This is a genomic window from Vibrio gangliei, from assembly GCF_026001925.1.
In the GTDB taxonomy this organism is placed as follows: Bacteria; Pseudomonadota; Gammaproteobacteria; order Enterobacterales; family Vibrionaceae; genus Vibrio; species Vibrio gangliei.
Map to the genome: position 1 here is coordinate 859,895 of NZ_AP021870.1, position 19,938 is coordinate 879,832.

Annotated in this window: 21 protein-coding genes; 13 read left to right on the forward strand and 8 right to left on the reverse strand. The window is 43.7% G+C overall.

The window, feature by feature from the left end:
• Positions 1 to 274: 274 nt before the first annotated feature.
• The 3 genes from Vgang_RS15940 to narQ all read right to left on the reverse strand — a co-directional run bounded on the left by Vgang_RS15940 (position 275) and on the right by narQ (position 3,488).
• Entirely contained in the window at positions 275 to 973 is a 699-nt protein-coding gene (locus Vgang_RS15940) for a riboflavin synthase subunit alpha (protein WP_105901015.1), read from the reverse strand.
• An 88-nt stretch (positions 974 to 1,061) separates the two neighbouring features.
• Positions 1,062 to 1,697, reverse strand: a complete 636-nt coding sequence (locus Vgang_RS15945; RefSeq protein WP_105901016.1) for a response regulator — start codon at positions 1,695 to 1,697, stop codon at positions 1,062 to 1,064.
• Positions 1,698 to 1,745: 48 nt separating this feature from the next.
• A complete protein-coding gene (gene narQ / locus Vgang_RS15950; RefSeq protein ID WP_105901017.1) occupies positions 1,746 to 3,488 on the reverse strand; it encodes a nitrate/nitrite two-component system sensor histidine kinase NarQ in 1,743 nt (580 codons plus the stop codon).
• Positions 3,489 to 3,786: 298 nt separating this feature from the next.
• Here narQ and napF point away from each other — a divergent pair, with 298 nt between their 5' ends.
• From napF to Vgang_RS15985, 7 genes are all read left to right on the forward strand, one after another.
• Positions 3,787 to 4,272, forward strand: a complete 486-nt coding sequence (gene napF / locus Vgang_RS15955; protein ID WP_105901018.1) for a ferredoxin-type protein NapF — start codon at positions 3,787 to 3,789, stop codon at positions 4,270 to 4,272.
• A gap of 41 nt (positions 4,273 to 4,313) precedes the next feature.
• Complete coding sequence (locus tag Vgang_RS15960; protein ID WP_105901019.1) at positions 4,314 to 4,589, forward strand: chaperone NapD; 276 nt, start codon at positions 4,314 to 4,316, stop codon at positions 4,587 to 4,589.
• A gap of 58 nt (positions 4,590 to 4,647) precedes the next feature.
• The gene (gene napA, locus Vgang_RS15965) at positions 4,648 to 7,140 is read left to right on the forward strand and encodes a periplasmic nitrate reductase subunit alpha (RefSeq protein WP_105901020.1); all 2,493 of its coding nucleotides are present in this window, start codon (positions 4,648 to 4,650) and stop codon (positions 7,138 to 7,140) included.
• 85 nt (positions 7,141 to 7,225) lie between these two features.
• Positions 7,226 to 7,705 (forward strand): nitrate reductase cytochrome c-type subunit, encoded by a 480-nt coding sequence (locus tag Vgang_RS15970; protein ID WP_105901021.1) that lies wholly within the window; start codon positions 7,226 to 7,228, stop codon positions 7,703 to 7,705.
• A gap of 65 nt (positions 7,706 to 7,770) precedes the next feature.
• Positions 7,771 to 8,346: a NapC/NirT family cytochrome c gene (locus Vgang_RS15975; RefSeq protein WP_105901022.1), complete on the forward strand. Its 576-nt coding sequence runs from the start codon at positions 7,771 to 7,773 to the stop codon at positions 8,344 to 8,346.
• 28 nt (positions 8,347 to 8,374) lie between these two features.
• Positions 8,375 to 8,512 carry a TIGR02808 family protein gene (locus tag Vgang_RS15980; RefSeq protein WP_089139649.1) on the forward strand — a complete coding sequence of 46 codons (138 nt, stop codon included), beginning with the start codon at positions 8,375 to 8,377 and terminating at the stop codon, positions 8,510 to 8,512.
• A gap of 177 nt (positions 8,513 to 8,689) precedes the next feature.
• Positions 8,690 to 9,445 carry an SDR family NAD(P)-dependent oxidoreductase gene (locus Vgang_RS15985; protein WP_105901023.1) on the forward strand — a complete coding sequence of 252 codons (756 nt, stop codon included), beginning with the start codon at positions 8,690 to 8,692 and terminating at the stop codon, positions 9,443 to 9,445.
• 85 nt (positions 9,446 to 9,530) lie between these two features.
• Here the strand turns inward: Vgang_RS15985 and Vgang_RS15990 are convergent, their stop codons facing one another.
• Positions 9,531 to 10,064, reverse strand: coding sequence for a glutathione peroxidase (locus Vgang_RS15990; RefSeq protein WP_105901024.1), 534 nt, complete (start codon positions 10,062 to 10,064; stop codon positions 9,531 to 9,533).
• Positions 10,065 to 10,226: 162 nt separating this feature from the next.
• Here Vgang_RS15990 and nirB point away from each other — a divergent pair, with 162 nt between their 5' ends.
• The 4 genes from nirB (at position 10,227) to cobA (ending at position 15,029) form a co-directional block, all read left to right on the forward strand.
• Entirely contained in the window at positions 10,227 to 12,809 is a 2,583-nt protein-coding gene (gene nirB / locus Vgang_RS15995) for a nitrite reductase large subunit NirB (RefSeq protein WP_105901025.1), read from the forward strand.
• Entirely contained in the window at positions 12,809 to 13,171 is a 363-nt protein-coding gene (nirD, locus tag Vgang_RS16000) for a nitrite reductase small subunit NirD (protein ID WP_105901026.1), read from the forward strand. The genes nirB and nirD overlap by 1 nt, the downstream gene beginning before the upstream one ends.
• Positions 13,172 to 13,327: 156 nt before the next feature.
• The gene (gene nirC / locus Vgang_RS16005; protein ID WP_105901027.1) at positions 13,328 to 14,140 is read left to right on the forward strand and encodes a nitrite transporter NirC; all 813 of its coding nucleotides are present in this window, start codon (positions 13,328 to 13,330) and stop codon (positions 14,138 to 14,140) included.
• 133 nt (positions 14,141 to 14,273) lie between these two features.
• On the forward strand, positions 14,274 to 15,029 hold the full coding sequence (gene cobA / locus Vgang_RS16010; RefSeq protein ID WP_105901028.1) for a uroporphyrinogen-III C-methyltransferase: 756 nt from the start codon (positions 14,274 to 14,276) through the stop codon (positions 15,027 to 15,029).
• A gap of 775 nt (positions 15,030 to 15,804) precedes the next feature.
• Here the strand turns inward: cobA and Vgang_RS16015 are convergent.
• From Vgang_RS16015 to Vgang_RS16025, 3 genes are read right to left on the reverse strand one after another with little or no spacing between them, the layout of a single operon-like run.
• Complete coding sequence (locus tag Vgang_RS16015; RefSeq protein WP_105901031.1) at positions 15,805 to 16,125, reverse strand: GIY-YIG nuclease family protein; 321 nt, start codon at positions 16,123 to 16,125, stop codon at positions 15,805 to 15,807.
• 3 nt (positions 16,126 to 16,128) lie between these two features.
• The gene (locus Vgang_RS16020) at positions 16,129 to 16,788 is read right to left on the reverse strand and encodes a YceH family protein (protein ID WP_105901032.1); all 660 of its coding nucleotides are present in this window, start codon (positions 16,786 to 16,788) and stop codon (positions 16,129 to 16,131) included.
• Positions 16,789 to 16,805: 17 nt separating this feature from the next.
• Complete coding sequence (locus Vgang_RS16025; RefSeq protein WP_157945991.1) at positions 16,806 to 16,982, reverse strand: hypothetical protein; 177 nt, start codon at positions 16,980 to 16,982, stop codon at positions 16,806 to 16,808.
• Positions 16,983 to 17,280: 298 nt separating this feature from the next.
• Here Vgang_RS16025 and Vgang_RS16030 point away from each other — a divergent pair, with 298 nt between their 5' ends.
• Positions 17,281 to 17,598: a DUF496 family protein gene (locus Vgang_RS16030; protein WP_105901033.1), complete on the forward strand. Its 318-nt coding sequence runs from the start codon at positions 17,281 to 17,283 to the stop codon at positions 17,596 to 17,598.
• 154 nt (positions 17,599 to 17,752) lie between these two features.
• Positions 17,753 to 18,439, forward strand: a complete 687-nt coding sequence (locus Vgang_RS16035) for a DUF2057 family protein (protein ID WP_105901034.1) — start codon at positions 17,753 to 17,755, stop codon at positions 18,437 to 18,439.
• Positions 18,440 to 18,560: 121 nt separating this feature from the next.
• On the opposite strand, the gene Vgang_RS16040 is transcribed toward Vgang_RS16035, so the two are convergent.
• On the reverse strand, positions 18,561 to 19,895 hold the full coding sequence (locus Vgang_RS16040; RefSeq protein WP_211293954.1) for a DEAD/DEAH box helicase: 1,335 nt from the start codon (positions 19,893 to 19,895) through the stop codon (positions 18,561 to 18,563).
• Positions 19,896 to 19,938 lie beyond the last annotated feature (43 nt).

The window sequence follows — 19,938 nt, forward strand, 5'->3', positions numbered from 1 at the left end:
AGAAAAAATACCGAAAACTTAATCTAATCGACCTTATTTATTTCACATTCATAAGACTGAAGGATGCAACAATAAATACATTACTCAACCCCATAAAACGCAACAAAAAAACAACAAATCACATTGTAGAATTAATGAAATTTGACTGCCTGTTAGCTAATCATTAAATGGGATTTCATGAACTGGATGAGTAGATAAGAGCTGGCGGGACATGCACCCCGCCAGCAAAGTGACCAAATAATTCATGAGGGAATAACACGACATGAAGTCGAAATTATTTTTTAGTTTGAGATAAATAATCACCAATATCGATATTATTTTTTTCAAGCAGTGACTCTAATATCGGCAATAACTCTCCTAAGTTTTCTTCCAGGGTATCTCGAACAGTATCGACCAAAACCTGTGTACTACGCTCAATCTCAATATTTAACTTCGAGCCTGATTGCTTAGATTCAAAAGTAGTCATTCGACGCGTTTCAGGGATCAGCCAAACATCAAACCAAGCTTCTTTTTTGTCCACATCGGCGATGGTCAAACTCGCGCCATTAATGGCAATATAGCCTTTCGAAAAAATGTAACGCATCCAGGATTTTTCTACTCCGATACGTATACGGTAATTTTCTTCGATGTGAGCAACATCAAGCACTTGTGCGGTAAAATCAACATGCCCTGAAAGCGGATGGCCGCCAATTTCCGCGCCATCTTTCGCGGCACGTTCAACATTCACTTTATCACCTTGGGTAAACTCGCTTAACGTTGTGATTTGCAGGCTTTTTAACATCACATCAAAACGCAGTAAGTTGGCACTTAATATCTCAGTGACCGTTAGACATACACCATCGACGGCGACACTAGCGCCTATTTCTATGTCTTGGCAAAAACCAGCAGGGAACTGGATATCAAAGGTGCGAATGCCCTGTGAGTCTGACACTTTTTCTAAACGGGCAACCGCCTGAATTATACCGGTAAACATTTTTCTTCCTCGAGAAACACAACGACAAATGACAATATCACAATTCGTCTCTGCGCTTAATCTCGGCGATGGTTCTTAATCTCGCCTCTTAGTCTCTGCCGTAAGTATCAAGATACAACACCGTCGCGGCGGTACGTGAGGCCACATTGAGCTTTTTGAGCAAACTTTTCATGTGCACTTTTACGGTGGATTCAGAAATAAACAGTTGGTCGGCAATTTGCTTATTACGGAAACCTTTCGCTACTTCCTGCAAAATTTGCATTTCTCGGTCAGTCAATTGATCCAATAAGTTGCCCGTTTCGTCACGGGTATCGAGGTGCTCTTTAACTAAACGGCTGTAAACCGTCTCGCCTTGTTGCGCTTGCTTTAGCAGCTCAATCAACTCTTCTGGCTCAGTATCTTTTAATAAATAGCCGTCCGCTTGTGCTTTGACTAATGCGTTAATATCAGCAGGGTTATCCGATACTGTAAGAATGATGATTTGGCTATCAATGCCCTCTTTGCGCATGGTTTTTAACGTGTCGAGGCCAGACATACCCTTCATATTCAGATCAAGCAGAATGATGTCGGGATCGAGCTCATTAGCCAACGAGATCGCATCAACGCCGTTACTTGCTTCACCAACAACGTCAAAGCAATCTTCTAAGCTGAGTAATTGCCCAATACCGCGACGCATCAAGGGATGATCATCAACCAGTAAAACTTTCGATATCAAAGTTGTCATAAGTTACCTACATCAATTTTCACAATATCAGGCCTGCCGTTAGTCGGCTTAGCCTAATTGCATTTCTAAACGAACTTGGCTGCCCTTTCCAATCTCAGATTGAATGGTGTAGTCAGCGGCCAAACGTGACGCACGTTCTTGCATAATACCTAAACCATAATGATGAAGTTTAGGCTGATTAACATCAAAACCCACGCCATCATCAGCCACACAAATACGAATCATCTGTTCATCTTGCAAGCAAGTCACATGAATGGTTTTTGCTTGCGAATGTTTTATCGCATTTAATACCGCTTCTCGAATAAATTGCAATAAATGCACTTGCTGTTGCGCATCTAACCCAAGGGAAAGCAACTGGTTTTCAACCACAAGATTCGCTTCTGTTTGATCTTGTAACGGATGCAACAATTGCTTAAGCGCCTCCCCAAAATGCGCTTCTTCAATTTTTAATCGAAATGTACTTAACAACTCGCGTAACTGGGTATAAGCCTGCGCTAACACCTCATCCACTTCTTTAATAATTTGTGTGGCCGTTTCACAACGCTTATTTTCACAACGCTTAGCGCACAACTCTTGGTTTAAATTACGTTTAAGAAGCGTCACTTGAATTTTGAGATACGATAAAGATTGAGCCAGAGAATCATGCAATTCTCGCGCAATGGTGGCACGTTCTTGCATTAAGATAAGTTGTTCGGTTTGCTTCTGGTTATGATTAAAATACAAGGCACGCGCCAAGATATGCCCGAGGCTTTCCATCAACACTTTATCTAAACGATGATTGGTTTGTTGCCATTCCAACAGGCCCAATGTCATACCATTTTCTTCAAGAGCAAACTGCTTCCATCCAAATGATGATTGTGGTTGACCCGCATTCACTTCAACTTGCCCCCCTTCCTTTTCATCAATAGATAAACGCAGCGCTTGAACCCCATTAAGTTGGGTGAAATTATTCAGCACGGACTGGAAATCTGACAGTGTTAAACGCGAGTTTGAGAGCGAATCTGAACTTTCATACAGGATACTTAATGCATCATTCGCTTGCTGTAATTCCTGCGTTTTTTCGTCAACAGCTAATTCAAGGCCGTGATATAGCTGAGCAAGCTCTTTCGCCATTAATTGATAGCATTGCGCTAACACATCCAACTCTGTCTCACTATTGACCTCAAGCTGAATAGAAAAATTTTTGTCTTGAATGGCTTGGCTCGCATTCACTAATTGCCCTAACGGTTTGACCACTTTATTACGCGCAAAACGGACAATCAGCACCGTCAACAAAGAAATCAAGAATAAACAGAGCACGCCGGCTAGAGCGAACACTTTTAATTTGTTCTCAGAAAAGCGTTGCAGGCTCAAAACAAAGTAATCCAATTGATGCACCATGCCTTCAACTTGCCCTAAATAATCTGTGGTATTACCTGATGTGATTTGCGCTGAGAGTATTTGCCAACGCGCCAATATTTGTTGGTACTCCAATTGAATAGTGTGCGGGACGATCATCGAGTCCAACGATCGCATCGCAGAAGAATGCAAAGAGCGATTCATGCTATCAATATGTTCGGTCAATTGGGGGGATTGAGTTTGAATATCATAAGCAAGGCGATAACTTTGCATGCGAAGTGAGCCTGCGACGTTAATGACTTCGGCATCTTTCAAACTGTAATTAATCGTGAACAATCCCACAATAATCGCCACGACCGCGAGGGCTAAAATCGACATCAAGCCTTTTGCAATCGTGGACGCAATTGGCTTTTTAGGCGCGATGTAATGTTCAGAATAGCGAATATCGTTCACGAAGACTCATCTCTTATGTTCATTGTTAGCCCCGCATTTTTATACCTAAGTGTCATGCGTCAGCCATAAAGTTAAGGTCGACTATCTACTCAACGTTTATTCATCTTACTTGATGCGATAAAAAATGTGTGAAGTTTATGCCGTTTATAAATTGATCTAAAACAATTTCTACCCCTAATTACCCCTTTGTGGGTATTTCAGCTTTATCCATAAAAACTACAATTTCATCAGGGTTAATAAATGGTTAATTCTGTTTGTTGTCATCATTTTCTGAGCCATTTTTTACAAGGTATTCGGCTTGTCTAATTCTCATATTAATTTATCGCGGCGGCAGCTTTTCACTCGTCGTAAAGATGCGGACAAACCCAATTTACCTTGGGTGAAAAATCACCTTTTTACCGACCTTTGCACCCAATGTGGAAAATGTCAGCAAGCCTGCCCAGAAAAGATCATCAAACCTACAGATGGCGGTTTTCCCCGTGTGGACTTCACTGCGGGAGAATGCACCTTTTGTTATCAATGTGCCGAAGCCTGCCCAGAGCCATTATTTATCCCGAAAGAAGAAGCCCCATGGCAAGTCAAGGCACACATCAATGATGATTGTCTTGCTAAGCGTAATGTCGATTGCCGCAGTTGTGGCGATAGCTGCGAACCACAAGCAATAACGTTTAAGTTAGCGGTCGGTTCGGTAGCTCAGCCGCAAATCACACAAGATGCCTGCACAGGTTGTGGTGCTTGTGTCTCGGTTTGTCCAACCAAGGCTATCGTCGTGAAGCACAATTGAGTCATTGAATAAATATGACCATTCAAAAATAGAGAGCTCGAATGTCACTGAATGAAGTACATATTTCAAGTTTAGTCGTTCATGTCATGCCTGAACATTTGGCGGCCATAAAGTCCACCATTGAGTCTTTTGACGGTACTGAAATTTATGGCGAAAGCGCTGAAGGGAAATTAGTTGTCGTGATTGAAACGCAAAACCAAGGTTACATCACGGACACCATCGACGCGATCAACCAACTCGATCACGTATTAAGCACCGCATTAGTTTTTCATCAAATCGAAAATGACCTCGATGATGAAACCGAGATAACGGAATAATAACAATTAAACACCTGACTTTTCAGGTAAAAACTGGATTAAAACCCGAGGGTGATGTATGAAAATGACAAGACGTGCGTTTGTTAAAGCAAATGCAGCCGCTTCCGCCGCCGCCGTCGCAGGGATAACCCTCCCCGCTTCCGCAACGAACTTAATTGTGAGCTCAAATGAGACTGCGATTAAATGGGACAAAGCCCCTTGCCGCTTCTGTGGTACGGGGTGTTCTGTTTTAGTCGGCACACAAAATGGCCGTGTCGTCGCCACACAAGGTGACCCAGAAGCACCGGTCAACAAAGGTTTAAACTGTATCAAAGGCTACTTCCTATCTAAGATCATGTACGGTAAAGATCGCTTGAACACGCCGTTACTGCGCATGAAAAATGGCAAGTTTGATAAAGACGGTGATTTTGCCCCGGTCTCTTGGGAGCAAGCCTTTGATGTAATGGCTGAGAAATTCAAAAAAGCCATTAAAGAAAAAGGGCCAACCAGCGTAGGTATGTTTGGTTCTGGCCAATGGACCGTCATGGAAGGCTACGCAGCATCGAAATTGATGAAAGCGGGTTTCCGTTCCAACAACATCGACCCTAACGCACGTCACTGTATGGCATCAGCGGTAGTGGGCTTTATGCGTACTTTCGGTATCGATGAACCTATGGGCTGTTATGACGATTTCGAACACGCCGATTCTTTCGTTCTTTGGGGCTCAAACATGGCGGAAATGCACCCAGTACTTTGGACCCGCATTACCGACCGTCGCCTAAGCCACGAACACGTTAAAGTCAACGTACTGTCTACCTACTACCACCGTTCGTTTGAATTAGCGGATCGCGGCATGGTTTTCCATCCACAATCAGACCTTGCGATTGCTAACTTCATTGCCAACTACATCATCCAAAACGATGCGGTTAACTGGGACTTCGTCAATAAACACACCCACTTTAAGCAAGCGGTTACTGATATCGGTTATGGCTTGCGCGATGATGATCCTCTTCAGCAAAAAGCGAAAAATGCCAACTCAGACGCAATGTCTGATATTAGCTTTGAACAATACAAACAGTCTGTCGCACCTTACACGGTAGAAAAAGCATCTGAAATGTCAGGTGTTCTCCCTGAAGATCTAATTGAACTTGCGAAACAATACGCCGATCCAAAACGTAAAGTAATGTCACTTTGGACAATGGGTATGAACCAACATACTCGCGGTGTTTGGATGCAAAGCTTGGTTTACAACTTGCACCTTCTAACAGGTAAAATTTCAGAACCGGGTAACAGTCCATTCTCACTAACCGGTCAACCTTCGGCATGTGGTACGGCTCGTGAGGTGGGTACCTTCTCACACCGCCTACCAGCAGACATGGTAGTGGCAAACCCAGAACACCGTAAGATCGCTGAAAAAATTTGGAAACTGCCAGAAGGCACCATTCCACCAAAACCTGGTTTCCATGCGGTACAACAAGATCGCATGCTCAATGACGGCGTATTAAACGCTTATTGGGTGATGTGTAATAACAACATGCAAGCAGGCCCGAACATTAACACTGAACGCCTTCCTGGTTATCGTAACCCAGAAAACTTCATTGTATGTTCAGACCCATATCCTACAGTGACCGCACAAGCTGCCGACCTGATTCTTCCAACTGCGATGTGGGTTGAAAAAGAAGGCGCTTACGGTAACGCAGAGCGTCGTACTCAAGCTTGGTATCAACAAGTATCACCAGTTGAAGGCGCGCGTTCTGACCTTTGGCAAATCATGGAGTTTTCAAAACGCTTCAAGATCGAAGAAGTATGGCCTGAAGATCTGATGGCAAAAGCACCGGAGCTACGTGGCAAAACCATGTACGACATTTTGTTCCGTAACGGCAATGTTGACAAGTTCCCACTGGAAGAAGCGCAAGAGCTCAATGACGACGCAAAATCGGCGGGCTTCTACGTACAAAAAGGTTTGTTCGAAGAATACGCAGAATTTGGTCGCGGCCACGGTCACGATTTGGCGCCATACGATACCTACCACAAAGTACGTGGCCTACGTTGGCCTGTCGTGGATGGCAAAGAAACCCTATGGCGATTTAACCCAGAATATGACCCATACGCAAAACGCGAAGGTCGTGACTTCTACGGTAAACCGGATGGCAAAGCGTTGATCATTTCAGCGCCTTACGAAGCGCCACCAGAAGTACCAAATGAAGAATACGATTTATGGCTATGTACTGGTCGTGTACTGGAGCATTGGCATACCGGCACCATGACACGTCGTGTGCCTGAGCTATACAAAGCCGTACCGGATGCACATTGCTACATCCACCCTGATGACGCCGAAGCGCGTGGCCTACGTCGTGGTGATGAAGTACTGATTGCTTCTCCGCGTGGTGAAGTGCGTGCTCGTGTTGAAACTCGTGGTCGTAACCGTCCGCCGCAAGGCTTGGTTTTCGTTCCATTCTTTGATGCTCGCATCCTAGTCAACAAGTTGATTTTAGATGCCACTGATCCGTTATCAAAACAGACTGACTATAAGAAGTGTCCAGTCAAGATAACTAAGATCGCGAGTGTTTAATTCATCGAATTGAACCTTGAGCAAACCATGTCAGGTCACTGAGTAAGACTGAACACTCAGTGACCACAAAGAATCGGAGAAGATTATGAAAAAGATCATCATGGCATTGATTGCCGCCAGCGCGCTCATAATGGGTGCAGTACACGCCGAAGATGCCGACATCACCCCTGCCGCCTCAAATCCAGGTGGCATTGGTGGCGTTGAATCACTTCGAGGTGCAACAGAACTCGAAGCGACACGTCCTGCGGATGACTTTAAGCGCTTTCCTAAAGATCATCAGCTAGATAGCGATTATGTGTATCAGCCCCCCTTGATTCCACACAGTATTCGTAATTACGAAGTCTCGTTAAATGCGAATAAGTGCTTGGCTTGTCATAGTTGGAAAAATGCCAAAGAAATGGGCGCGACCAAAATCAGCGTAACGCACTATGTGAACCGTCAAGATGCAGTGTTATCGGATGTGTCGCCTCGTCGTTACTTCTGCTTGCAATGTCACGTACCTCAGGCAGATGCAAAACCTTTGGTAGAAAATGAATTCCAACGTGTTGATTCACTTAAAAAATAAAACGCTAGGCTTAAACAGAACATGACTGTTTAAGCCGTTCGAAAAGTGACGAAAGAGTATAAATTATGAAATTACTAAAAAACTTTTGGAAGCGTTTATCTACCCCAAGTAAAGCCGCAGCAGGTATCATTCTGTTTATGGGTTTTATGGGTGGATTACTATTCTGGGGTGCATTCAACACCGGAATGGAAGCGACCAATACTGAAGAATTCTGTTCAGGCTGTCACGCACCAATCGTAAAAGAGATCCGTGAAACCATTCACTACTCAAACCGCTCTGGTGTACGTGCAATTTGTTCAGACTGCCACGTACCGCACAAATGGACAGATAAAATCGTTCGTAAAGTACAAGCGTCGAAAGAACTGGTTTTCCACTTTATTGGTACCATTGATACCGAAGAAAAATTCAAAGAACGTCGCGGTCATCTCGCCCATCGAGAATGGCAACGGATGAAAGAGAACGATTCGAAAGAATGTCGTAACTGTCACCAATTCAACTACATGGATTTCTCTGAACAAGGGCCTCGAGCGGTTAAACAGCACTCCACAGCCTTGGCGAATGGTGATAAAACCTGTGTCGACTGTCATAAAGGTATTGCCCACAAGCTACCCGACATGAAAGATGTGGAAGGCTGGCAATAAGCCGTCAGATAATTAAGGAGAAGGCATTATGAGTACTTTAGAATACGTTATCTGGCACATTTTAGGTTATGCCGCCATGCCTGCCATTATCTTAGGTGGCTTTGTGGCCGTGGCCGCTATTTGCATCGCGATTTTATCTTTTACCAAAGATAAACAGATCGACTGATAACCGTTCATTAGATGACAAATATAACGCGCCTGATTTCTTAAGCTTTGCCCAGCTTAGGATTTCAGGCGTTTTTTATAGCTACAACACAGAGTAAATGTATCAAAAAGTAACTATTTATCGAGAGCTAACCATGTATACTATTTGCCATTATTTATGATGCAAAAGGAACGGTTTATGACAAATATTGCTTTTATCACAGGTGCGACTTCGGGCTTTGGTCGTGCGGCGGCTCGTCGTTTTGCTAAAGATGGTTGGTCACTGGTGTTATCTGGCCGCCGTATGGAGCGTTTGCTTGAGCTTAAAGAAGAATTAAGCGGTGTACCGGTTCATATCATTCAACTTGATGTGCGTGATGATGCTGCCGTGAAATCTGCGGTGGCTGAACTACCTGCGGAGTTTGCACAAGTGAAAGCGCTGATAAACAACGCCGGTCTTGCACTTGCGCCTCAAGGGGCAGATAAGGTTGACCTTAAAGATTGGCATACAATGATCGATACCAACATCACTGGCCTTGTTAACGTCACTCACGCCTTACTGCCAACGTTAATCGAAACCGGCGCTGGTGCGAGCATCATTAATGTCGGCTCGATTGCGGGTCAATGGCCATACCCAGGCAGCCACGTGTATGGCGCGAGCAAAGCCTTTGTACAGCAGTTTACTTACAACCTACGTTGCGACTTATTAGGCACAGGCGTACGTGTAACCGATATTGCACCAGGCATGGCAGAAACTGAATTTACACTAGTACGTACAAAAGGTGACCAAGCTGCGTCAGATAGCTTATACAACAGCACAACGCCACTAACAGCAGAAGATATTGCGGAAAACATGTTCTATGTGGCAACACTGCCCGATCATATCAACATCAACCGCATGGAAGTGATGCCAACGCGTCAGGCTTGGTCTCCATTTGCTGTCGATCGCGATTAATCGTCAATAACCGCTCTAGACACATAAAAACAAAAAGCTTCCAAACTCTGGAAGCTTTTGCTTTTGAACCGCTCTTATTTACGAATTACAACAGATCATCAATATCTTGTGCGATTTCATCGGCAGAATAGGTTGGAGAATAACGCTCCACCACATTGCCTTGTTGGTCGACTAAAAACTTCGTAAAATTCCACTTGAGTTCGCCATCATCAAACACTTGACCAATCGAGGTTAACTTTTCAATTAATCCCTCGGTTGCATCATTGGTTTTATCTTCATGACGCTGCAACTTTAAGAATTTAAACAAAGGATCGGCATCTGGGCCATTCACGTCTAATTTGGCGAAGTTGGTAAAGCTCACCCCGTAGTTCACTTGGCAGAAATCCATGATCCCTTGGTCATCTTCTGGCGACTGACCTAAAAACTGATTACAAGGAAAACCCAAAACTTCCACACCTTTATCTTTATATTGCTTATAGAGTTTCTCTAACCCTTCCAATTGAGGCGTTAAACCACATTTGGTGGCAATATTCACAATCAGTAAGACCTTGCCTTGATATTGCGAGAGATCCACCTGCTCACCAGATACCGCTTTCACTGTAAAATCATGTACCTTCATCTTATTACTCCTTGATTAGACAAAATTTCTACAACATTTTTATCACTCTTTGGTACTACCCCTTTAGAGTAGTTTGAATGCTAAATTGATTTGAATCAGTATATGTAGGCACCATTTCGCCATGATAAGCCCATTACATTTAATTTTATGGGCGAAATAAATATGAGTAAGATAAAACTCGTCATCATCGGTAACGGCATGGTTGGCCATCGCTTTATCGAAGATCTAGTCGAAAAAGGCGCTTTAGACCAGTACCACATCACCGCTTTTTGTGAAGAACCGCGCGTCGCGTATGACCGAGTTCACTTATCTTCTTATTTCTCTCACCACACTGCCGATGAATTGTCTTTAGTAAAAGAAGGCTTCTACCAAAAACACGGTATTAATGTCCTAATCGGTGAGCGTGCTATTAATATTAGCCGTGAAAACAAAACTGTGTATTCAAGTTCTGGCCGTGAAGTGCAATACGACAAACTCATCATGGCAACCGGCTCTTACCCATTCGTGCCACCGATTAAAGGCAACGAAAGCAAAGATTGTTTTGTTTACCGTACCATTGAAGATCTCAAAGCGATAGAAGCGACCGCGAAAAAAAGCAAAAGTGGCGCGGTGATCGGTGGCGGTTTATTAGGTCTTGAAGCTGCAGGGGCATTAAAAGCGCTCGGTGTAGAAACGCATGTGATCGAATTTGCGCCAGTGCTAATGGCAGAGCAATTGGATTTACAAGGTGGCCTCAAGCTACGCAATAAAATTGAGCGAATGGGCGTACAAGTTCACACCAGCAAAAACACGCTAGAAATCCTGCCAAAAGGTGTCAATGCCCGTAACACCATGAAATTTGCGGATGAAACCGAGCTTGAAGTCGACTTCATCGTCTTCTCAGCCGGTATTCGCCCACAAGATCGTTTATCTCGCCAAGCGGAATTAGAAATTGGCCCTCGCGGCGGTATTGCCATTAACGATCATTGCCAAACCTCCGACCCGGATATTTATGCGATTGGCGAATGTGCCTCTTGGAATGGCGTGTTCTTTGGCCTTGTTGCTCCGGGCTACAAAATGGCGCAAGTTGCGGTTGATCACTTACTCGGCAATACAGAAAGCCAATTTACCGGTGCCGACATGAGCGCCAAGCTGAAATTACTCGGTGTGAAAGTGGGCAGTATCGGTGACGCCAATGGCCGCACGCCAAACTGTAAAAGCTTTGTTTATCAAAACGATGAAGAAGACGTATATAAGCGTTTGATCGTATCTGAAGACACCAAAAAATTACTCGGCGCGGTTTTGGTTGGTGATACCTCCGACTACGGCAACTTACTGCAATTACACTTAAATGACATGGATTTGCCTGAGCATCCAGACACCTTAATTCTTCCTGCTCATGCTGGCGCAGAAAAACCATCTATGGGTGCAGACGCTCTACCAGATTCAGCCGTTATCTGTTCTTGTTTTGATGTCACAAAAGGCAAGATTGCTCAAGCGGTTGCCGACGGTCACACCACATTGGACGATATCAAAATGGTCACCAAAGCCGGTACCGGTTGTGGCGGTTGTGTTCCTATGATCACGCAAGTGCTGAACGCAGAGCTTGCTAAAGCTGGCATTGAAGTGAAAAACCACATTTGTGAACACTTTGAATATTCGCGCCAAGAATTGTTCCACTTATGCCGCATTGAAGGCATTCGTTCATTCGATCAATTGCTAGAAAAACACGGCCACGGCTATGGCTGTGAAGTGTGTAAACCAACAGTGGGCTCTATCCTAGCCTCTTGCTGGGGCGATCACGTGCTCAAACCACAACACGTTGGCCTGCAAGACACTAACGATAACTTCCTTGGCAACATGCAAAAAGACGGTACCTATTCGGTTATTCCTCGTATGGCTGGCGGTGAAGTCACCCCACAAGCCCTAGCCGCTCTCGCCGATGTGGCAGCAGAATATAACCTTTATACCAAGATCACTGGTGCACAGCGTATTGGTCTATTTGGCGCACAAAAAGACGATTTACCAGAAATCTGGAAGAAGCTTATCGCCGCAGGTTATGAAACCGGTCAAGCCTATGCCAAAGCGCTACGTATGGCGAAAACCTGTGTGGGCAGCACTTGGTGTCGTTTCGGCGTGCAAGACAGCGTTGGCTTAGGCTCATATTTAGAAAACCGCTACAAAGGCATCCGTACTCCGCACAAGATGAAGTTTGGTGTGTCGGGCTGTACTCGTGAGTGTGCTGAAGCGCAAGGTAAAGACTTAGGCATCATCGCTACCGACGCAGGTTGGAACATGTACGTGTGCGGTAACGGCGGAATGAACCCTCGTCACGGCGATCTACTGGCTTCAGATTTAGACAAAGAAACGCTGATCAAGTACATCGACCGTTTCATGATGTTCTACATTCGCACTGCCGATAAATTACAACGTACATCCGTATGGTTAGAAAACCTAGACGGCGGCGTGGACTACCTTCGCAAAGTGATTGTCGATGATACTTTAGGCATCAATGAGCAACTTGAAAAAGACGTGCAAACGTTAGTGGATAGCTACAGTTGTGAATGGACAGATACCATCAATGATGAAAGTCAGCTCACTCGCTTTGCGCACTTCATCAACAGCGATGCACGTGATGAAAACGTCGTGTTCGTGCCAGAGCGCGAGCAACACCGCCCGGCGACCTTTACTGAAAAACACCCGCATTTACGTGGTGACATTCTTCACACTGACTTAAACGACAAAATCACAGCGGAGGAAGCGTAATGACGGCTCAATCATCTCAACATTCAAAAACTCAAAAACCAAGCTGGGTAAAAGTGTGCCAACTCAACGACATCACGCCTAAAACTGGGGTATGTGCTTTAGTTAACGGCAAACAAGTCGCCATCTTCCGCCCACGTTTTGATGAACAACTGTTTGCCATCAACAACATGGATCCGTTTGCCCAGTCTAACGTGTTATCTCGCGGCCTGATTTGCGAACACGATGGTGAATTATGGGTCGCCAGCCCACTCAAAAAACAACGTTTCAACCTTGAAACTGGACGTTGTTTTGAAGATGAAAGCATGTCGGTTGAAGCCTATGAAGTACGTGTTAAAGGTTCAGAGATAGAAGTAAAAGCGTAATCGATTTTCGAAAGCTCGTGTCTCGTTACTCGAATACCCCCTCGAGCAACGATATCCGAGAAACGAGGACCGTGAATCAAGTTTCAATACCCATAGCGATCGCCTCGGTCGCTATCACTATTCAAACTTTAATTTTAACTTTTATAGGTATGACTCATGTACACAGACACGATTAAAAAGTGCTCGAAAAACGCAGCACGTATTGTCAAATTGGCCGACAATAACCCGCTCGGTTTTTGGATCAGCTCTGCCATGGCAGGCGCTTATGTCGGTATTGGCATTATTTTAATTTTCACTTTTGGTAACCTCGTCGACCCTGCGATTCGCCCGTTAGTGATGGGCGCGACTTTCGGTATCGCGTTAACCTTGGTGATCATTGCTGGCTCTGAGTTATTTACTGGCCACACCATGTTTTTATCGTTTGGCGCATTAACCGGCCAAGTGAGTTGGAAAGATAACGCGCGCATTTTGCCGCAAACTTGGTTGGGTAACTTAATCGGTTCAGTATTGGTGGCCTACCTTTTCTTCCTAGCTGGCGGTGGTAATATCCTGCCAGATGCCAAAAGCTTCTTACATGCGGCGGCGCTGGGTAAAACAGCGGTACCAGCCAGCGTACTATTCTTTAAAGGTATTTTATGTAACTGGCTAGTGTGTTTGGCTATTTGGATGTGTCAACGTGTGGAAGGCACAGGTAAATTCATCGCGATTTGGTGGTGTTTATTAGCGTTTATCGGCGCAGGTTTTGAGCACTCAATCGCTAACATGACGATCTTTGCTTTGTCTTACTTTGGTAACCATTCTGATGCCTTTACTATGGCAGGCATTGGTCACAACCTTCTTTGGGTATCATTAGGTAACATCGTGTCTGGCGCAATCTTCATGGGCTTTGGTTACTGGTTCGCGACACCGAAAGCGGAACGTCCAAGCTATAAAGCCGAAACTGAAACGCTGGAAGAGGTGAAAGCGTAAACGTTTCTCGGCTACTCGTGGCTCGTTACTCGGCACTGGTTTTGATAAAACCTTGTTCGAGTAACAAGTCACGAGAATCGCTACACTAAACTCAGTAACCACCTCCTACTCTATTCTGCTTTCGGAGTTCGCTATGCAAGCCACCTCTTCTCATGCTCGTCCTTTCGTTTCCCTCGTCGGCGCAGGCCCTGGCGATCCAGATTTACTCACGGTTAAGGCATTACGTTTAATTCAATCGGCCGATGTGGTGGTGTACGACCGTTTGGTGTCAGAAGAAATCATGGCGCTGGTTAATCCCAACTCAGAATTATTATTTGTTGGGAAAAAGCTCAATCATCATTGCGTACCGCAAGATCAAATCAACCAAATCTTGGTGGATAAAGCGCAAGAGAATAAACACGTGGTGCGTTTAAAAGGGGGCGATCCGTTTATCTTTGGTCGTGGCGGTGAAGAACTCGAGACTCTGGTTGAGCACAACATCGAATTTGAAGTGGTGCCAGGTATTACCGCCGCTTCTGGTTGCAGTGCCTACGCAGGCATTCCACTAACCCATCGCGACCATGCGCAAAGCGTGCAATTTATTACTGGGCATTTAAAGCAACAAGGGCAAGATATTGATTGGCCAAGTTTAGCTCATACCAACCACACCTTAGTATTCTATATGGGTCTAAAACAAGCACCGGTGATCCGCCAAAACCTCACTGAACATGGGCTGTCACTACAAACACCTTGTGCGATTGTTGAACGAGGAACGACATCAAAACAAAGAGTCTTAACGGGCACATTAAGCCAACTTGATCAAATGGCGTCGCAAGCGATTAGCCCATCGTTAATCATTGTTGGTAGCGTCACGACTTTACATAGCAAACTCAACTGGTTTAATGTTTGAGCTGCCACATTAGACCAGCTTAAAACTAATTAACCTCACTTGATAAAGATCGCCGAATACTATCTAGTTTATGTCATTCAAATATAGACTAATACCATTGAAAGTAAAAATATAGTGCATATTAAAAAACTAAAGTGCAGACGGGTAATAATAATTCATGGAAATGAATGGGTGTTTTCCATCAACTTTTAGCATATAGTTAGTCGGAGTTTCATAAATTAAATTAACAATTTTTAAAGATGCACTTTTACTTCCAATAACTGAAGAAAAATAATGTACTAAACTGTTATAAATTCGACGGTCTTTACTGGCTGGTATCATTACACCTTGCTTATTATTGAATAAGTCTATATATACCTACGAACGCTTCACGGTAGACATAACGTGAATGCCCCGCCATAAAAGCAATAAAACATGAAGAATTACAATAAGTTTCAACCGCCATGTTTAATTTATGTTTACGAATGACCTGCCCTACGCGTATTGCTTCTTTAACGTACTCACCTTTAGATTGAAGTAGAATATATTCAGCTTGAGGATTCAGTTTTAGAAATGACTCTAAACGTTTCGCTTCACCTTTTTCCAATCGACTATTTAAGGTAATAACATTTAATCCGTTGATTTCGAAATATTTATATTCCGCAGAATAAACCGTATTAGAAAATAATATCGATTAAATAACACGAAACAGAGGCTTATTGAAAAGTATGGATGCGCTAAATTTTATCAAACGCATATCGCCTTCTCTATCGTAACTCCGGCAATTTAGTCAGAATCAGCAACGCCCTACAATCAACATTTCCTTTCTCTGTTTCGGTAATTTCTTAATCCGAATTTCTTCTTTCAAAGCTGTACTTTTATCACCCACTTCTTTAGACCATGCCAACGTCAAAGGCCCTTTGCCTCGCAGATATTTCGCACCTTTACCTGACTGATGCTGTGCAAAACGACGATCAAGATCATTGGTAATACCGCAATACAAAGCCTGAGAACGAGTACGAACCAAATACACAAACCACGGCTTATCAATGCGAGTTGGATTGTGCTTTGGGCCAGTTTTCTCAGGCAAACTAGAAATCACGTTTATATTTAACATGAATCAGTCAGCGATTAGCGCTTTCAGTTGTTCAACTTGTTGCTTTAGCTCCGCCACTTGTTCTTCGAGCGCACAAATGCGTTGTTCTTGCTGTCCAGATGAAACCGAAGAAGAATCTTGTGGCGCTGCCGCTGCTAATGCTGCCACATCAACGTCCCCACAAAACAAATGCTGATAACGGGATTCGCGTTTGCCCGGTTCACGCGGTAATTTAACCACTAACGCGCCCTCTTCCCGTGCCGCCATTTTCTCAAGTAATGCTTCGACTTGTTTCACATCACTAAACTCACACAAGCGATTGGTACGAGTACGAATTTCACCTGGAGTTTGTGCGCCACGTAGTAACATGCAGCAAACGATGCCACGCTCTTGATCAGTCAATTTCAACGAACCAAATTCGGTATTACAAAAGCGATGACGAAATTTTGAAACTCGGCTATTAAAGCCACTGTCATCTGTCATTAAACGACGGTCAATTAAGGCCTGTGCGGCATCCATTACCTCGGCTTCCGTTAGTGACATCACAGGATCACGGTTACTTTTTTGATTACATGCCGTCGTTAAACTATTTAACGTTAGCGGGTAGTAATCTGGTGTCGTCACTTCTTTTTCAATCAAACAACCAATGATTCTTGCTTCAATTGCACTTAGTTCAATATTCATTTTTATTCCTTTTTGAATCAATGGTCCCAGCGGTAAGGCCGATAGATCTTTCGCCCTTGATCCGCAACAACAATAATCTGTTTACGATTTAAATCTAAATCCATCCGCTGCATCATTTTTCGTGCTGTCACATAGGCCTGCTGAAAATATTGACGAGCACTGTCTTTTTCTATGATTGAAGTATTCTCTGTCATTCTTAACCAAAGTTTTTATATTTAGATCAATCTTTCATGGTCTAAAATATTGGTTTCCATGCTCAATAAATCAAGTAGAAATGCACGTAAGTGTTGCTTGAGTAGGGTTGGCGCTTACCGCTTGCTGTATTTTTCAGCAATGAACACACTCCGTCACAGCCAATCTAGCGTCATTGCATTGTAAAGCAGCAGATTTACACTTATTTTGATCTTAGCTCTGTTTTGTCTGTTGGGTATATGGTTTAATTTGATGAGATAAATTGGAATTTAGTTAACAACTTTGAACTAGGAACACACTATGGCTAACGTATTTGAAATCGTAAACCAAGCTCGTCGCAAGAATAAACTGAAACGTGAAATTCTTGATAATGAAAAGAAAATTCGTGATAACCGCAAACGTGTTGATTTGCTTGAGAACCTGCTTGACTACATCAAGCCAGAGATGACTCATGAAGAAATTATCGCTATCGTAAAAGGCATGAAAGCAGATTACGAAGACCGCGTTGATGACCACATCATCAAGGGTGCTGAAATTTCAAAAGAACGTCGCGAAATTAGCCGTAAAATCCGTGAGTTGACAGAAGCAGACAAACTGCAACACACAGCGAAAAAATAATTCTATCGCTTAATTGTAAAGGGCCCCGATTGGCCCTTTTCTTTTGCACTTAGAATAACTAGAGAATAAGTAAGCGTCACTGCCGCATGCTCTATTGTGCAAACGAAAAGTGACCATTAAGATAGCAACGTATTTTGACAACAAGGAAATCAACATGTCAGTGAAACACGCCATTCTAAAACCGCTTGCCCTGTGCGCTCTACTTGGACTCAGTTCTTCGGCACTGGCAAACGTGACGATTACTTTTCCACCTGAAGTCGATATTTTGGCAACAAACAGCCAAGATCCAGAAACCGATGGCGGCTTTTTTTCAAGCACAAAAAGCGTGACACTTCCAGATGGTGAAAACCAGATTGTTTTTCGTTACAGCCCTGTATTCAAAACTGGCAATGATCAAGAAGTCGTATCCACTGACGCTATTATTGCTAAGTTCACCGCAACCGACGCGGATTTAACTCTGGAAGTACCCAAATACCGTACACCAAGTCTAGCGCGCGATTTCGACAACAATCCGAACTGGAAATTAGTTGATAAAGATGGCAATGAAGTCGCTTACCAACAAGACAAACTGCTCAAGCCTGGCGTACAACTTGGTCGTAAATATGACCGTGAATCTGAAGATTACAACAAGAAAGGCGGTGTTGCGGCAATAACACTCGCAGGCACAACGGCTGCAGTTGTCGCCACTTCTGCACCAGCACCAGCAGCGGCAACGACCATTCAAGCCCCTGCAAATAGCCAGTACAAAACAACCGAAGAACAAATGTTACATTACTGGTATGACAAAGCCGATCAAGAAACTAAACAACGTTTCTTGCAAGCGATCATTCAAGCAAAATAACTTAAACAAAACAGCTTAATCAATAAAATAACTTAGGCTGTAAGGTGCCATTATTGTAATAACAAAAAAGGCTTACCTTTGAGGTAAGCCTTTGTTTTACTTGATAATATAAAAAACTAAATTACTCGTCGTCTTTGACTACAGGCTGCTTTTTCTTCTTGATCATAAACACTTGATCGCCCACATCCACGTTCTGATAAAAACTCTTATCGCGTTTAATTGGCTTCTTCGCTGTGGTCGATTTCTTCGTCACTTTCTTCTTGCTATTCGCGCCCGCTTTCTTCGCAAATGGCTTGCGCGGTTTAATGCCTTTAAATTTGCCTTTCAAGCCTTCTAATTCAGAGAAAGCCAGATCTTGCTGCAAGTAGGCTTCGACATTTTTAAAGCTCACCCAATCTTTCGGGCCAACTAATGACATGGCTGAACCTTTGTTGCCAGCACGACCAGTACGACCGACGCGGTGTACGTATTCTTCAGTGTGCTTTGGCATATCAAAGTTTATTACATGGGTAACATTGGCGATATCTAGACCACGAGAGGCAATATCTGTGGTCACAAGAATTTTGTGCACACCACGCTCAAACTGACTCATGATGCTATTGCGTTGAGTCTGGTTTAATCCACCGCTTAACGCGACGGCTTTAAGCTGCTTTTCATTCAACTTTTCGGTTAAACGCTCGGTATCACTACGGGTTGCAGTAAAAATGATCACTTGCTTGTAATCAGCGTTTTCAAGCAAACGTTCTAAAATCGCTTCTTTGTGATCAAGGTGGTCACATAAATAAAACGACTGATCGATGTCTTTGTGTTCTTCAGCCGATGCACCAATAGAAATGCGTTTTGGATCGGTCAGCATTTCATTCGATAAATCACTGACTTCAGCGTGATCAAGCGTAGCTGAGAACATCAATGTTTGACGTCGACGATGTTTAGCGGCGTTATGAATACGACGCAACTCAGGAGCAAAACCTAAATCAAGCATACGGTCTGCTTCATCCAAAATCAGCGTTTCAACACCTTCTAAATACAAAGAGCGGTGCTCAAGGTGATCAGCTAAACGTCCTGGCGTTGCGACGATGAATTTAGGGTATTTACGCAGCGCTTTAACTTGATCGTTAAAGTTTTCACCACCAACGATTAAAGTGCCGGTGTAAGATAAACCGCCTAGCATGGCTTTCAGTTCACCAAACACTTGCTTTGCTAACTCACGAGTTGGCGCTAAGATCACACCACGCGGATCTTTGGCTGATAATGCTTTGGTTTTTAACGCTTTATGCAACATAGGTAAAACAAAAGCTAATGTCTTCCCTGATCCCGTCTTAGATGACGCCAATAAATCTTTGCCTGCAATCGCAACAGGAATCGCTTGACGCTGAATATCTGTCGCTTTAGCAAAGTTGTAATGTTGTAGGTTTTTAAGAAGACGATTATCTAAACCAAGATCTTTAAATTGCAAAAGGGTGTGCTCCACAAAAAATAAAATATAGACAGCCAAATAA

Bases quoted from the DNA above. Each gene is read 5' to 3' on its own strand.
- Vgang_RS15940 (WP_105901015.1), bottom strand. From the start codon at position 973: ATGTTTACCGGTATAATTCAGGCGGTTGCCCGTTTAGAAAAAGTGTCA.
- Vgang_RS15945 (WP_105901016.1), bottom strand. From the start codon at position 1,697: ATGACAACTTTGATATCGAAAGTTTTACTGGTTGATGATCATCCCTTG.
- Vgang_RS15960 (WP_105901019.1), top strand. From the start codon at position 4,314: ATGTCACTGAATGAAGTACATATTTCAAGTTTAGTCGTTCATGTCATG.
- napA (WP_105901020.1), top strand. From the start codon at position 4,648: ATGAAAATGACAAGACGTGCGTTTGTTAAAGCAAATGCAGCCGCTTCC.
- Vgang_RS15970 (WP_105901021.1), top strand. From the start codon at position 7,226: ATGAAAAAGATCATCATGGCATTGATTGCCGCCAGCGCGCTCATAATG.
- Vgang_RS15975 (WP_105901022.1), top strand. From the start codon at position 7,771: ATGAAATTACTAAAAAACTTTTGGAAGCGTTTATCTACCCCAAGTAAA.
- Vgang_RS15980 (WP_089139649.1), top strand. From the start codon at position 8,375: ATGAGTACTTTAGAATACGTTATCTGGCACATTTTAGGTTATGCCGCC.
- Vgang_RS15985 (WP_105901023.1), top strand. From the start codon at position 8,690: ATGACAAATATTGCTTTTATCACAGGTGCGACTTCGGGCTTTGGTCGT.
- Vgang_RS15990 (WP_105901024.1), bottom strand. From the start codon at position 10,064: ATGAAGGTACATGATTTTACAGTGAAAGCGGTATCTGGTGAGCAGGTG.
- nirB (WP_105901025.1), top strand. From the start codon at position 10,227: ATGAGTAAGATAAAACTCGTCATCATCGGTAACGGCATGGTTGGCCAT.
- nirD (WP_105901026.1), top strand. From the start codon at position 12,809: ATGACGGCTCAATCATCTCAACATTCAAAAACTCAAAAACCAAGCTGG.
- nirC (WP_105901027.1), top strand. From the start codon at position 13,328: ATGTACACAGACACGATTAAAAAGTGCTCGAAAAACGCAGCACGTATT.
- cobA (WP_105901028.1), top strand. From the start codon at position 14,274: ATGCAAGCCACCTCTTCTCATGCTCGTCCTTTCGTTTCCCTCGTCGGC.
- Vgang_RS16015 (WP_105901031.1), bottom strand. From the start codon at position 16,125: ATGTTAAATATAAACGTGATTTCTAGTTTGCCTGAGAAAACTGGCCCA.
- Vgang_RS16020 (WP_105901032.1), bottom strand. From the start codon at position 16,788: ATGAATATTGAACTAAGTGCAATTGAAGCAAGAATCATTGGTTGTTTG.
- Vgang_RS16025 (WP_157945991.1), bottom strand. From the start codon at position 16,982: ATGACAGAGAATACTTCAATCATAGAAAAAGACAGTGCTCGTCAATAT.
- Vgang_RS16030 (WP_105901033.1), top strand. From the start codon at position 17,281: ATGGCTAACGTATTTGAAATCGTAAACCAAGCTCGTCGCAAGAATAAA.
- Vgang_RS16035 (WP_105901034.1), top strand. From the start codon at position 17,753: ATGTCAGTGAAACACGCCATTCTAAAACCGCTTGCCCTGTGCGCTCTA.